Raw genomic sequence first — 14,215 nt, 5'->3', positions numbered from 1 at the left:
ATGCACAACGGCCAGCGCGGCCTGTGGGAGATCCTGGGCACGGAGCCGACCGGCGACGAGCGCGCCCTCAAGCGCGCGTATGCGAAGCGCCTGAAGGCGACGCGTCCCGAGGACGATCCGGCCGCCTTCCAGGAGCTGCGTGAAGCGTATGAATACGCGCTGCGCCATGCGCACCTGTTTGCCGGGGAGCTGCCGGAAACGGAATCGGCCGGGGCCGAAGCGGCGGCGGCGGAAGCGCCAGAAGCGCCGCCCATGGAACCGGCCGACCTGTGGGGCGTCATCGACGAGCCCGCACGGGAAGCACCTGCGGAACTGTGGGGCGTCATCGCCCGGGAGCCCGCACCGCCGACGGAACTATGGGGCGTGCTCGCCATCGATCCGGCGCAGGAAGCGGAGCACCTGTGGCAAGGCTGCCTGGCATGGATGCGGCACGCGGATGCGGACGACGCGCTGGCCCGCATGTTGCAGGACGACGCCATGCTGAACCTCGACGTGCGCGAGGAATTCGAGCTGTGCGCGCTGCGCTACTGCGCCAGCGCCGGCTATGACCTGGCGCTGCGCCAGGCCCTGTTCGAACAGCTGGGCTGGGACCACGATTTTTCCTATCTGGCGCGCAGCCATGCGGACCTGGTGCGCAGCGCCGTGCAGCGCTACCGTGCAGACCGCTCGTTCGCCCATTTCAGCGATAACCGCGACAGCTACCCCGGCCTGGACTGCATCATGTCGCAGCAGGCACCAAGCGCCTACGCGCGCCAGCTGTTCGACCGAAAATTCACGCTGCAGCTGCGCGAGCTGCTGCACGCGATACGCTGGCAGCACGGCGAGATGCTGGCCTACAAGCTCGATACGGACCTGTTCGAGCAGTGGGAACACGCCGTCCATGCCAAACGCTACTTCAAGCAGACGGCGCTCGCGTCGGGCGGCCTGGGCTTCGTGCTGCACTTCATGCTCGCCGGCGTGCTTGACGCGGCCGGCTTCAAGCTCGGCGACGCGGCCGCCCATGCCAGCCTGCTCGGCTTCCAGGCGCTGGCCTTTTCCCTGCTGGCCATGCATGCCTTGCGCTGGCCGGCGCCCCTGTTCGCGCGCCTGGACTCGCTGCAGGAAGCGCTGCAGGACCGCCTGCCCGTGCTGTGGCAGCGGCCCGGCTTGCGGCAGCTGGGCTGGATCGTGCCCTACCTCGTACTGGCGCTGATGCTGTTCCTGCCCGAACGCAGCGAGACCATGCGCCTCGTCACCGCGGCCGGCCTGTGCGCGTCGGCCCTGCTCGCGTATGCGATGAACCGCCAGCTGCTGCATGGCATGCTGCTGCTCCTGGTCCTGGGCTTGTCGCTGTTCGCCGCCATGTTCATGAGCGGCAAGGGCCAGTCGGCGCTGGCCATCGGCGACGCCATGCCGATGATGTTTTGCCTGGCGGCGCTGGCCCTGCGCAGCGCCACCGGCCTGTATGGCGATTGCGGCTGGCCGGAAGCGCTCTTGCCCCGCCTGCGCGCGGCATGGCTGATCGGCTGTGCGGGCCTGCTGTCCTTGCTGTATGTGCAGCAGCTGCCGGCCGCCCTCGTCGGCGCCGCGCTGTATGCCTGGTCCTGCGCCGGCCTGCTGTTTTCCCCCACCGATTTCAAATGGAGGACGATCTGGCCGGTGGTACTGGTGCCGTCCCTCGCCAGCGTCGTGCTGGCCGGCCAGGCCCCGGCCATCCGCGCCATGCAGATGATGCACAACAGCGTGGAGCTGGCCCTGGCCGTGCTGTATTTCACCATGTGCTACATCTACAAGACCTACGGCAAGTCCTTCTCCAAATCCGGGCTGTCATAATCGCCCCCATGAATTCAACCGCAACCACTTAACACCGAAACAAGCGCCATGTCCACACAAACCAATTTATTTGACGATGCCCAGCCTGAGCCGATCGAGCCGGATGAACCGGTATTCGACGGCGAAGCGCTGACCCTGTCCACCTTCGCCGAGCGCGCCTATCTCGATTACGCCATCTCCGTCGTCAAGGGCCGCGCCCTGCCCGACGTGTGCGACGGCCAGAAGCCCGTGCAGCGCCGCATCCTGTATGCGATGAATGAGCTGGGCTTGAATTCCACGGCGAAGCCGCGCAAATCGGCGGCCGTGGTCGGCGACGTGCTGGGCAAATTGCATCCGCACGGCGACCAGTCCGTGTATGACGCGCTGGTGCGCATGGCGCAGGATTTCTCCTTGCGCTACCCGCTGATCGACGGCCAGGGCAATTTCGGCTCGCGCGACGGCGACGGCGCCGCGGCCATGCGTTACACGGAAGCCCGTTTGACGCCGATCGCCAAGCTGCTGATGGATGAAATCGGCATGGGCACGGTGGACTTCCAGCCCAACTACGACGGCTCGACGGAAGAACCGAAGCTGCTGCCGGCCCGCCTGCCGATGGTGTTGCTGAACGGCGCCTCCGGCATCGCCGTGGGCCTGGCGACGGAAATCCCGTCGCACAACCTGGCCGAAGTGGCGAAAGCGGCCGTCGCCATGATCCGCGATCCGAAGATGACGCACGCCGAGCTGATGGCCATCATGCCCGGCCCCGACTTCCCCGGCGGCGGCCAGATCATCACGCCGCCATCGCAAATTCAGGACATGTACGCGAGCGGCCGTGGCAGCATGAAGGTACGCGCACGCTGGAAGATCGAAGAGCTGGCGCGCGGCCAGTGGCAAGCCGTGGTGACGGAACTGCCGCCGGGCACCTCGTCGCAAAAGGTGCTGGAAGAAATCGAAGAATTGACGAATCCAAAGATCAAACTGGGCAAGAAGGCGCTGTCGCCGGACCAGGTGGCCCTGAAGGCGCTGATCCTCAATTCGCTCGACACCATCCGCGACGAGTCGGGCCGCGCCGCGCCCGTGCGCCTCGTGTTCGAACCGAAGTCGAAGAACCAGGACCAGACGGAATTCATGCTGATGCTGCTGGCGCACACGTCGCTGGAATCGTCGACCTCGATCAACCTGGTGATGATCGGCGGCGATGGCCGTCCGCGCCAGAAAGGGCTGGGCGACATCCTGCGCGAGTGGATCGATTTCCGCTTCGAGACCGTCACGCGCCGCACCGGCTATAAACTGGGCAAGGTCAAGGACCGCATCCATATCCTGGAAGGACGCGAAGCGATCCTGCTCAATATCGACAAGGTGATCCAGATCATCCGCAATTCGGATGAGCCGAAGGCGGCCCTGATCGAGGCGTTCAAGCTGTCCGAGCGCCAGGCCGACGATATCCTGGAAATCCGCTTGCGCCAGCTGGCGCGCCTGGAAACGATCAAGATCCAGCAGGAACTGGCCGAACTGCGCAAGGAAGAAAAACGCTGCAGGACCTGCTCGACAACCCGGGTTCGATGAAGCGCGCCATCATCCGCGAAATCGAAGCGGACGCCAAGCAGTTCGGCGACGCGCGCCGCACCCTGATCGAGGAAGCGCAAAAAGCCGTGGCCGAACAGAAGGTGGTCGATGAACCGGTCACCGTCATCATCTCGGAAAAAGGCTGGGTGCGTGCGCGCACCGGCATCGGCCACGATGCGGCGCAGTTCACGTTCAAGGCGGGCGACAGCCTGCATGGCGCCTTCGAGTGCCGCACGGTCGACACCCTGCTGGGCTTTGGCAACAACGGCAAGATCTACTCGGTGCCCGTCTCAGCGCTGCCCAACGCGCGCGGCGACGGCGTGCCGATCACGACCTTGTGCGACCTGAGCGGCGGCACGCCGGGCAACGCCGTGCGCATCCTGCACTACTTTGCCGGCCATGGCGCCACCAATTTGCTGCTGGCGTCGAGCGCCGGCTACGGCTTCATCGCCAAGGCGGGCGACATGACGAGCCGTCTGAAAGGCGGCAAGGCCTTCATCACCCTGGACGATGGCGACGTGCCTTTGGCGCCGAAAGTCATCCCCGATGCGGCCAGCGCCCTGGCCTGCCTGACGGAAGGCGCGCGCCTGCTGGTGTTCGGCCTCGATGAAATGAAAACCCTGTCCAAGGGCGGCACCGGCGTCAAGCTGATCGACCTCGATGCCAAGGACAAGCTGCTTGCCGTGCAGCCGATCACGCAACGCGGCGTGGTGGTCTCGGGCATCGGCCGGGCGTCGAAACCGCAGGACGCGTCGCTGGGCGCCACGGCCCTGGCCGAGCACTTCGGCAAGCGCGCCAAGAAGGGCAAGGCGCTGGCGGCCAAGCTGAAACCGGTCTCGATGGCAGCCATCGGCTGACCGCCATCACGCCACACGAAAAGACAGGTTCGCCTGTCTTTTTTCGTCCCCCGCATCTGGCAGCAGAGTAAATAACTTTACAGATAGGCGCCGCGCTCCCGTTATCCCTGCAGGCATGCCACCGGCATGCCGCACACGGACAGGAGAGCCAGGATGACAAACAACGTTTCAGGCAGGCTGCCATGCAGCGCCTGACCCCGGCAGAACGGCTGGTGGCGGCCATGGCGGCCGAAGGTTTGCCGTATAAAAGCATCGCCAGGGAACTGGGCAAGTCGCCGGCCACCGTGCGCAATCAGCTGCATGCGATTTACCAGAAACTGGGCGTGGGCAACCGCACGGCGCTCGCGCACAAGCTGCGCGGCCGGCCTTAATGCCGCGCCAGGCGCAGCACGTCGGGCGTCGCTTCGACGATGTCGATCACGTCCTGCCCCCCGCCAGCATCACTGAGCGCGTAGCGGCCCATGCCCAGGGGTACCAGCTTGGCAACGGGGCCGGCGCGGGGACGATCGTCGGGGCCGGGCGCCATCGACGTCAATGTCGCCACCCCTTGCGCCATGGCGCCGGCGGGCGCGCCGAATTCGAGCACCTTGCGCCCCTTGCGGCTGGGAGGAAAGGCGAAGGTGGCCGTGGGCCGGTACACCTCGATACCATCCGCATCCTCCTCGAAGGAATGCGTCCAGCTGCCGCTGGGCAGTGCCGTTGTCATGCCGTGCATGCCACCTCCCGTTTCACGCATAGACGTCAGAAACACGATACCACGCCGCCCAGGCTTTCATAGCCGCTCACGGAAGGAGACCAGGCCGTGCCGTTCCAGGCCTTGTGGAACAGGGCCCCATTCGTCCCCGTGACAAACACGTCGAGGCGGTTCGCCGCCCAGGCCGTGGCGCGAGGGCGCGAGGTGCACACGCCGCCCAGGCTTTCAAAGCCCGTCAGCGACGGCGTCCAGGCGCTGCCGTTCCACGCCTTGTGGTACAGGGCGCTGTCCGTGCCGATGACGAACAGGTCGAGCCGGTTGGCAGCCCACGACACGGCTTCCACCTCGCCCACGCAGATGCCGCCCAGACGCTCGAAGCCATCATTGGAAGGGCCCCATTTCGCGCCATCCCACCATTTATGATACAGGGCGCCATCGGTACCGGTGACGAATACGTCGAGGCGGTTCGGTCCCCACGCCACCGCCCTCGGCGACGAGGTGCAGATGCCGCCCAGGCGCTCGTAGCCCGTCAGCGACGGCCCCCAGGCCGTGCCGTTCCACCACTTGTGGTACAGCGCCCGGTCCGTGCCGATGACGAAGACATCGAGGCGGTTCGGCCCCCACGCCACGGCTTCCGGCTGGCCCAGGCAGATGCCGCCCATGGCTTCGTAGCCGGTCAGCGACGGCCCCCAGGCGGACCCGTTCCACCACTTGTGATACAGGCCGCGGTCCGTGCCGACGACAAACACGTCGAGGCGGTTCGGCCCCCAGGCCACGGCGCGCGGGTCGCCCACGCACAAGCCGCCCATCGCTTCGTAACCGGTCAGGGACGGGCCCCAGGCCGTGCCGTTCCACCATTTGTGGAACAAGCCGCTGTCGGTGCCCGTGACGAACACGTCGAGCCGGTTCGGCCCCCACGACACCACCTGCGGCGCACTGGTACAGATGCCGCCCTGCCCTTCATAGCCGGTGACGGACGGCGCCCAGGCCGTGCCGTTCCAGGCCTTGTGGTACAGCGCGCGGTCGGTGCCCAGCACGAAGACGTCGAGGCGGTTCGCGCCCCAGGCCACGACGGGGGAAGAGCTCTGGCGCGGCGTGGCGCCCGTGCCGCCCGTTCCCGTGCCGATGCTGGCGCGCGGACCGTCGAGACAGGCCTGCATGCGCGCCACCTGGCCCGCCGTGAACATGAACATGGCGGGATCGTCGACGTAATCCATGTAGTTCATGAACATGTCGCCATTCGGCCCGTTGCTGCAGGAAATGTGCGGGAACGAAGGCTGGCCCGTGTTCGGTCCGCCCTGGTTCGGCGTGTCGGCCACGTTGTCCGTGCCCGAGCAGCCGGTGCCGTCGTCGCCCCAGATATGGTTCAGGTTCAGCCAGTGGCCGATTTCATGCGTGGCCGTGCGCCCCAGGTGGAACGGCGGCGCCGCCGTGCCCGTCGTGCCGAAGGCCGATTGCAGGATCACCACGCCGTCGGTGGCGGCCGGGCCGCCGGGAAATTGCGCGTAGCCGAGCAGGCCGCCGCCCAGCTGGCACACCCAGATATTCAGGTAGCTGTCGGCCGGCCAGGCATCCATGCCGCCCGTCGCCTGCGATTTGACGGCATCGTCCGCGCCAAACGAGGCCACCGTCGTCTGGCGCCGCTCGATGCCGCTGGTGGCCGCGCCATGCGGATCGATCGTGGCCAGCGCGAACTCCACGCGCGCATCGGCCGTCAGCGGCAGGAACGGCGCCGGCGTGCTGTTCACGTCGGGATTGACGCGGCGGAAGTCACGGTTGAGCACATCGATCTGGCTGGCGATCTGCGCATCCGAAATATTCTGCGCGGCCGTATTCCACACCACGTGCACGACCACCGGTATCTGCGTCACGCCGGAACGTCCGGCGCTGCTGCCGGCGCCCTCGTACATGCCAGCCTGGTTTTCAATCTCGGCGCGGATGTTCGCATAGGAGGGGTCCTCCGTCAGCAGGCGGCGATGCACGTCCATCGTGGCGCAGGTGCGCACCTGCGGCGTGCCGCCGCCCTGGCCGCCGTCGCCGCCCATGCCGCCTCCACCGCCCCCGCCATCGCGGTCGCCCCCCATGCCGCCGCCATCGCCCACGTGCATGCAACTGGCGCCGGCCATGCCCTGCGAAGCCTGCTGCATGGCGCCGCCCGGCATGTCGCCGCCGTTCGCCGCGGCCGCGCCCTGCGCGAGCGCCGCCTGATCCGCGTACGAGATGCCCAGGCGCGCTCCCGGCATGGCGTCGGCGCCAGCCGCATCAGTACCGGCATGCACGTCGCCCTCGACCGGCATGGACTGCATGGCCGGCGCGCCTTCCGCCGAACCGGTGGCCGGTGATTTTTTCGTTTTAGCGGTGCTCATGATGTCTCCTTCGTCTGTTTGCCAATTCACTATGGCACGGCGAAAAGAACAGCATTTGTGCCAGATCAAGACTGGCAAGCGGTGCCCGAAAAAAGTGGCAGACGAAAAAGACAGCCGAAGCTGTCTTTTTGGCTTGCGGGCCGTGGCCCGCAAACGGGGAATTACTTGGCGGCGGCGGCCTTGACTTCAGCGTCGGCCTTGGCCTTGGCTTCTTCCGTCTTGGTGGCGGCGAGGGCTTTGTCGGCGTTCGCTTCCACTTTTTCCTTGGCGACCTTGGCGTTCGCTTTCACGGCAGCCTTGGTGGCTTTCGCATCGGCCTTGGCATCGGTCTTGTCTGCCTTGGCTTCCGCTTTCAGCTTGTCTTCTGCATCGGCGTGGACGACCTTGTCATGGGCCTTGGCTTTGGTCTTGTTGGCCTTGTGCTGGGCGTCGGCTTTCTTTTCGTCAGCCTTCATCTCGGCCTTGGCGACGTTGGCGTCAGCCTTGGCATCGACCTTGGCTTCCGAAGCGGCAGCCTTGTTGACGTCTTTTTGCGCGGAAGCCTGGGCTTTCACGACAGCTTCCGTGGCCGGCGCCGTTTGAGCGAAGGCGGCGGTAGCAAACAGGGTAGCGATCAGGGCGGCGAGTAATTTGTTCATGATGAGACCTTTCAATATGGTTTAATTTTATTCTTACTAAAGGCGGGCAAAATGTTCAAAATTTGCCAGGCATCGCGCTGTTTCTTGATGTAGCGCAATGGCATGACTTCATAGTAAAGATAACTGGCAAACCACACAGTGCGGTAGCGCACTCAACGAGAAATATGTGCAAATCGACAAATTTCCCATCGAGTGCGGCCCTACGCTTCAGATCCTCATGCGCCCACGGCCAGGGCCGCGTGGCGCGCCGCCACCCACTCCTCGTTGGCCGGCTCCACGCCCACCACGATACGGCTGGCGTCGGTGGAGATACGGCTGGCGTTGCGCGCATTCGCCTGCGCATCGAGCACGGGGCCGAGGAAACCGAGCTCGGCGCAGATGCGCTGGCGCAGTTCGGCGCTGTGCTCGCCGATACCGGCCGTAAACACCAGCATATCCAGCCCGCCCAGCACGGCCGTCAGGGCGCCGATCTCGCGCACGATGCGGCGGATATATAAGGCCAGCGCGGCGCGGATGCGTTCGCCCGTCGCATCCTGCCGGTCCTGCTGCGCCAGCAAGACCGGCGGGTCAGCCGACACGCCAGACACGCCCAGCAAGCCCGACTCGTGGTACAGCACATGCGCCACTTTTTCCAGCGACAGCTTTTCGATTTCCATCAGGTAGATCACGGCGCCAGGATCGAGCGAACCGCAGCGCGTGCCCATCATCAGGCCGTCGAGCGCGGAAAATCCCATGGTGGTGGCCACGCTGTGCAAATTGTCCATGGCGCACAGGCTGGCGCCGCTGCCCAGGTGGGCGACGATGACCTTGCCGTGCGCGACAGCGCCAAAACGCCGTTCCAGCACCAGCGACTGGTATTCATACGACAGACCGTGGAAGCCGTAGCGGCGCAAGCCCCGCTCCCACGCATCGTAAGGCAGGGCCAGCATCTGCTCGACCTGCGGCACCGTGTGGTGGAAGGCCGTGTCGAAGCACGCCACCTGGGCGATGTCGGGCCGCGATGTGAGCAGCACCTCGATCGCCTCGAGCGCGAACGGCTGGTGCAGGGGCGCCAGCGGCACATAGCTTTTCAGGTCCGCCAGCACGGCGAAATCGATGCGCACGGGGGCGAAGTACTTGCTGCCGCCATGCACCACGCGGTGCGCCACGGCGCGCAGCGCACGCCCATCCAGCTGCGCCACCACTTGCGCGCGGATGTATTCGAGCGCCGCGTGATGCGGCTGCTGCGGGTCCAGCTGCAAGGCGACCGCCGGCAGGCCGCCGGCGCGGTAGGTGGCGCTTTCGCGGCCGATGCCTTCGACCTTGCCGCTCCATTGCGCCTGCTGCGGCAGCACGCCGTCCGCCTGCTCGAACAGGGCGAACTTGATGCTCGACGAGCCGCAATTGAGCACCAGGATCAGGGTGCCGTCGGCGTGGGTGATTGGCGCGTTCATGGCGGCGTGCTCCGGTAATGGTTGGCCAGCATCACGGCGATGGCGCACGAGGCGATGCGGCTGGCGCGCGAATCGGCGCGGCTGGTGAGGATGACGGGGATCTTCGCGCCCAGCACGATGCCGGCGCTGTCCGCGTCGCCCATGTATTCGAGCTGCTTGGCCAGCATATTGCCGCTTTCCAGGTCGGGCACCAGCAAAATATCGGCGCGGCCCGCCACTTCCGAGACGATGCCCTTGACGGTGGCGGCGGCGATCGACACGGCGTTATCGAAGGCCAGCGGACCGTCGAGGATCGCCCCCGTGATCTGGCCACGGTCGGCCATCTTGCACAGGGCGGCAGCGTCCAAAGTCGCCGGCATGTCCGCGTTCACCGTTTCCACGGCGGCCAGGATGGCCACGCGCGGCCTGGCCACGCCGATCACGTGCGCCAGGTCGATGGCGTTGCGCACGATGTCGGCCTTCATGGCCAGGTTGGGCGCGATATTGATGGCGGCATCCGTGATGATGAAGGGGCGCGGATAGGCGGGCGTCTGCATCAGGAAGCAGTGGCTGATGCGGCGCTTGGTGCGCAGGCCGGCGCTGGCCGACAGCACGGCCGACATCAGTTCATCCGTGTGCAGGCTGCCCTTCATCAGCGCCTCCACTTCGCCCTTTCCCGCCAGTTCGGCGCCGCGCGCGGCGGCCGCATGGCTATGCTCGACATCTTCGATGGCGATGCCGGCCAGGCTCAGGCCCGCTTCGGCCGCCACCGCTTCCAGGCGCGCGCGCGGCGCCACCAGCACGGGCGTGATCAGGCCGGCCGCATGCGCGTCCAGCGCGCCCGACAGGCTCAATGCATCGCAGGGGTGGATCACGGCGACCCGGATCGGCCCCAGCGTGCGCGCGTGCTCCAGCAGGCGCCGCGTGCCGTCGCCGTTATGCAGGCGCACTTCGGGCAAGGTGGCGCGCGCCCGCTCGATCTGCTCGGCCGGCGCGATCACCTGCGCCTCGCCGTCGAGCACCACGGCGCCGTGCTGGTTGACGCAGCGGCAAGCCAGGGTCACGTGGCGGCTGCGCGGCTCGAGGGCCGTGACGGTGACGCTGATGGCCAAGGTATCGCCCACGCGCACGGGCTGCAAAAAGCGCAGGGTCTGGCCCGTGTAGACGGTGCCGGCGCCGGGCAGGCGCGTGCCCAGCACGGCGGAAATGAGTGCCGCACCCCACATGCCGTGCGCGATCACGCCCTGGTAGCGGGTGGCGGCGGCAAATTCCGTATCGAGGTGCTGCGGGTTGTCGTCGCCCGACATCACCGCGAACAGGGCGATATCGTCCATGCTCAGGGTGCGCGTGATGCTGGCCGTGTCGCCGATGGCGATCTGGTCGAAGGTGCGGTTACGTACGATATTCAGATCATCGTCTTGGGTAGTGGTCATCGTGGTCTTCTATACAGGGGTAATGTGTTTGGCCGGTTTGGCCTTGGATCCGGCATGGGAGGCGCGCGCGTCCGGCGGCAGCGCCTTCGTCTGCGCCTGCGCCTGCTGCTTGACCGCGCGGTCGAAGACGTCCAGCATCTGCTGCAGGCTCGCTTCCTCGTCCGGCGTCGGCGCCTCGGGCACCTGCAGCACCTGCTGCAGCCACTCGGCCAGCGCGCCGATGTCGTCCGGATCGGCGCGCGACAGCAAGGCCGGCAAGGCGGCGATGGCGGCATCGAAATCATGCAGCATCAGGCGCGCCTGCTGGCGCACGATGCCGCGGAATTCCTCCATGCTGACGTCCTGCCGGTATTGCGGCTTGATCAATTTGAGGGCCAGGTTGACCCTGCGCTCGTCGGCGATCATGCGGAAGCGGTAGATGTAGAACAGCGCGCGCACGGCCGCTTCCACCAGGCCGCCGCGCTGCATGTCCTCGTCCATCTTGCGCGTTTCGCAGCGCACGTATTCGCAATGCTCGGGCGAGATGCCGGGATGGGGGCGCGGCGGCGCAGTATCGCCGATGGCCTGTCCCGTCAGCGCCTGCACCAGGGGCGAGCCATAGATCATGTCGAAGGTGGTTTCCTGCACAGTGTCGCGCCAGTCGCGCCAGCCGTTCAAGCCGGCCGTGATGGCGCCGGAGACGGCTTCCTGCATGGCCAGCAGCGGGTTGTCGGGCGATACCGGCTGGCGGTGGGCGCGCACCTTTTCCGCCTCCCTGGCCACCAGCCTGGCCAGCGGATTGTGGTCGGTCCAGCGCTCGTACGACACGCGCAGCGGATGCGCAAGCTGCAGGAAGCGCGCGGTTTGCGGCGTGACCATGGCGCGCACCCACGGCTGCGCGAACGTGCGGTACAGGGCCAGGTTCACCTCGGATACGCGCGCGGCGGCGGCGAACTTGCGGTCGTTTTCCACGCTCGGCTGCACGATGGCGCGCACGTCTTCGATGCCGCGGTGCTCGACCTGCAGCACATAATCGCCGCTGGCCAGGTCGGCGTTCGGCGTGTCGGGCGTCTTGTCGACGATCCTCGCTTCGTAGATCCCGGCCGGCAGCAGGTTGATCAGGTCGATATTGCTGGCGAATTTCTGGTGTTCCTTGTGCCCCACCTTGGCCGAGACGAAGATGCCCAGGTGGCCGATGCTGTCGTGCACGGCATACACGATGGTCTGGTCGTGCATCAGCACGTCCTTGTCGTCGCGGTACAAGTCCGTGATCCAGCCCAGGGCCTGCGGCGGCGGCGTGATGTTGTCGCCATTCGAGCAGAATACGACGATGGGGGAGCGGATATTGCGCAAGTCCAGGCGCACGCCGTCGGAGGTGATCAGTTCGGCCGTGGCCAGGCGGTTGCCGATGAACAGATTGTCGACGATGTACTGCATCTCGACGTCGTTGAGGAAGACGTGGCCGCCCCAGTATTTTTCAAATTCCAGGTAACGGGGCGCTTCCGTATCGATGTTCGCGTACAGGTTGTACTGCTTGCTCCACAGCGTGTTGGCCGGGTTGAGCTTCTCGAAATTCTGCACCAGGCTGGCGCCGTCGAAGCGGCCGTTGCCCAGGTCGCCCGCCAGCGCCGTGGCCCAGCTGCCGCCCATCAGGCCGCCCGCGTAGCGCATCGGATTGCGGCCATGCCAGCCGGCCCAGTAGGACACGGGCGCGCCGGCCACGATGATGGGGCCGAACAGTTCCGGGCGCATGGCCGCCGTCATGAGGATTTGCCAGCCCGCCTGGCAATTGCCGATGACGACGGGCTTGCCTTCGCTGAGCGGATGCAGGGCGATGACTTTTTCCAGGAAGGCCGCCTCCGCATGCATCACGTCTTCCACCGTCTGTCCCGGCACGGGATCGGGCAGGAAACCGATGAAGTAGCACGGATGGCCGGCGCGCAGAGCCACGCCGATCTCGCTCTCCGCCTTGAAGCCGCCGATGCCGGGACCGTGGCCGGCGCGCGGGTCGACGACGACAAACGGCCGTTTCGATGGCTCAGGTTCGGGCGCATCGGGCGTCAAAATGCGCGCCAGGCCGTAGTTGACGGGGCGCGCCAGCTCCAGGCCCGACATCACCAGTTCGGCGGGGAAGTCCAGCACGTTCGGCACTTCCTCGGCCAGGTGCTCCTGGTACTGGTTGCCGCGCCGGCGCATCACGTCCGCGTACAGCACGATGCGCTGCCACGAGTCGCGCGCATAATCGCCCAGCATGCCCAGGGACGGCAAGCCGCCGGTGGAGAAAAATGGTGCAGCTTCGGTTGTCATGGCTATCCTTTTCATGCAAAAAACGCCGGACCATTCCGGCGCGGGGGCTACGCCATCTGGCTGATGGTCTTGCGAAAACGCGCCAGCGCGAAGGTAAACAGGGCCGTGCCGATGGCCAGCAGGGCCAGGAACGGTTTCCACACCACGTCGATGCCGGCGCCCCGGTACAGGATCGCCTGGCTCAATTCGACGAAATGCGTGGTCGGGGCGATCAGCATGATGTTCTGCACCAGCTCGGGCATGCTTTCGCGCGGCGTGCTGCCCCCGAGAGCATCTGCAGCGGCAGCAGCACGAGAATCAAGAGCATGCCGAACTGCGGCATGCTGCGCGCCACGGTGGCCAGGAAAATGCCCATCGAGGTGGTGGCAAACAGGTGCAGGGCCGCGCCGCACAGGAACAGCGCGATCGAGCCTTCGATCGGCACGTGCAGCATGCCGCGCACCACCAGGTTCAGCGACAGGGCGGCGGCCAGCAGCACCACCAGGCCCATCGACCAGACCTTGCCCAGCATGATCTCGGCCGGCGTCACGGGCATCACCAGCAAGTGCTCGATGGTGCCGTGTTCGCGCTCGCGTATCAGGGCCGCGCCCGTGAGGATGATCGACAGCATCGTCACCTGGTTGATGAGTTCCATCAGCGAGCCAAACCACGCCTGGCTCAGCGAGGGATTGAAGCGCGCGCGCATCACCAGCTCCACGGGCGAGACGGTCGCGCCCCGGTAGCGTTTGCCGAATTCGGCTATTTCACCGGCGACGATCTGCTGGATGTAGCCGCTGCCGCTGAAGGCCTGGCTCATGCGCGTGGCGTCCACGTTCAGCTGCAGTTCCGCCTGGCGCCCGCCCAGCACGTCGGCCTGCAGCTTGGGCGGGATCGTCAGCACGAAGGTGTACCGGCCCGCGTCCAGGCCCGCATCGACCTGGCTCTGGTTGATCATGGCCGGCGGCGTGAACTGGGGCGGGAAGAAGGCCGAGGCGATGCGCCCGGACAGGGGCGAGCCATCCTCGTCGACGATGGCGATCGAGGCCATGTGCAGGGTTTCCGGCTTGGCCGTGGCGGCCACGTAGATGGCCAAAGTGAACGTGTAGAGGATCAGGATCAGCATCATCGGGTCGCGGATCAGGCTCCAGATTTCCTTCACGCCCAGGCGGTAGATGTTTTCAAGGTGGCGCATA

General features: G+C 66.3%; 8 protein-coding genes and 2 pseudogenes. 3 read left to right on the top strand and 7 right to left on the bottom strand.

Annotated features, from left to right (window positions below; translation table 11 throughout):
* From ACRHIG_RS07155 to ACRHIG_RS07145, 3 genes and pseudogenes are all read left to right on the top strand, one after another.
* Window positions 1-1,812 carry a hypothetical protein gene (locus tag ACRHIG_RS07155; protein ID WP_489629768.1) on the top strand — a complete coding sequence of 604 codons (1,812 nt, stop codon included), beginning with the start codon at window positions 1-3 and terminating at the stop codon, window positions 1,810-1,812.
* Window positions 1,813-1,860: 48 nt separating this feature from the next.
* Window positions 1,861-4,214 (top strand): annotated as a pseudogene (gene parC, locus ACRHIG_RS07150) (DNA topoisomerase IV subunit A).
* 182 nt (window positions 4,215-4,396) lie between these two features.
* Window positions 4,397-4,585: a helix-turn-helix domain-containing protein gene (locus ACRHIG_RS07145; RefSeq protein WP_475416066.1), complete on the top strand. Its 189-nt coding sequence runs from the start codon at window positions 4,397-4,399 to the stop codon at window positions 4,583-4,585.
* Here the strand turns inward: ACRHIG_RS07145 and ACRHIG_RS07140 are convergent.
* From ACRHIG_RS07140 to ACRHIG_RS07110, 7 genes and pseudogenes are all read right to left on the bottom strand, one after another.
* On the bottom strand, window positions 4,582-4,929 hold the full coding sequence (locus tag ACRHIG_RS07140) for a hypothetical protein (RefSeq protein ID WP_489629767.1): 348 nt from the start codon (window positions 4,927-4,929) through the stop codon (window positions 4,582-4,584). The genes ACRHIG_RS07145 and ACRHIG_RS07140 overlap by 4 nt on opposite strands.
* Window positions 4,930-4,955: 26 nt before the next feature.
* A complete protein-coding gene (locus tag ACRHIG_RS07135; protein WP_489629766.1) occupies window positions 4,956-7,274 on the bottom strand; it encodes a DUF8189 domain-containing protein in 2,319 nt (772 codons plus the stop codon).
* Between the two features lie 161 nt (window positions 7,275-7,435).
* Window positions 7,436-7,912 (bottom strand): hypothetical protein, encoded by a 477-nt coding sequence (locus tag ACRHIG_RS07130; protein WP_230538935.1) that lies wholly within the window; start codon window positions 7,910-7,912, stop codon window positions 7,436-7,438.
* A 215-nt stretch (window positions 7,913-8,127) separates the two neighbouring features.
* The gene (locus ACRHIG_RS07125; RefSeq protein ID WP_489629765.1) at window positions 8,128-9,345 is read right to left on the bottom strand and encodes an acetate/propionate family kinase; all 1,218 of its coding nucleotides are present in this window, start codon (window positions 9,343-9,345) and stop codon (window positions 8,128-8,130) included.
* Complete coding sequence (locus tag ACRHIG_RS07120; protein WP_475416062.1) at window positions 9,342-10,757, bottom strand: bifunctional enoyl-CoA hydratase/phosphate acetyltransferase; 1,416 nt, start codon at window positions 10,755-10,757, stop codon at window positions 9,342-9,344. Before ACRHIG_RS07120 ends, ACRHIG_RS07125 begins: the two co-directional genes overlap by 4 nt.
* A 9-nt stretch (window positions 10,758-10,766) precedes the next feature.
* A complete protein-coding gene (locus tag ACRHIG_RS07115; RefSeq protein WP_489629764.1) occupies window positions 10,767-13,043 on the bottom strand; it encodes a DUF3141 domain-containing protein in 2,277 nt (758 codons plus the stop codon).
* Window positions 13,044-13,090: 47 nt separating this feature from the next.
* Window positions 13,091-14,214, bottom strand: a pseudogene (locus ACRHIG_RS07110) (ABC transporter permease).
* Between the last annotated feature and the right edge of the window lies 1 nt (window position 14,215).

The organism is Janthinobacterium sp. C22 (genome assembly GCF_057919405.1).
This window is presented reverse-complemented; position numbering and strand designations above follow the sequence as displayed.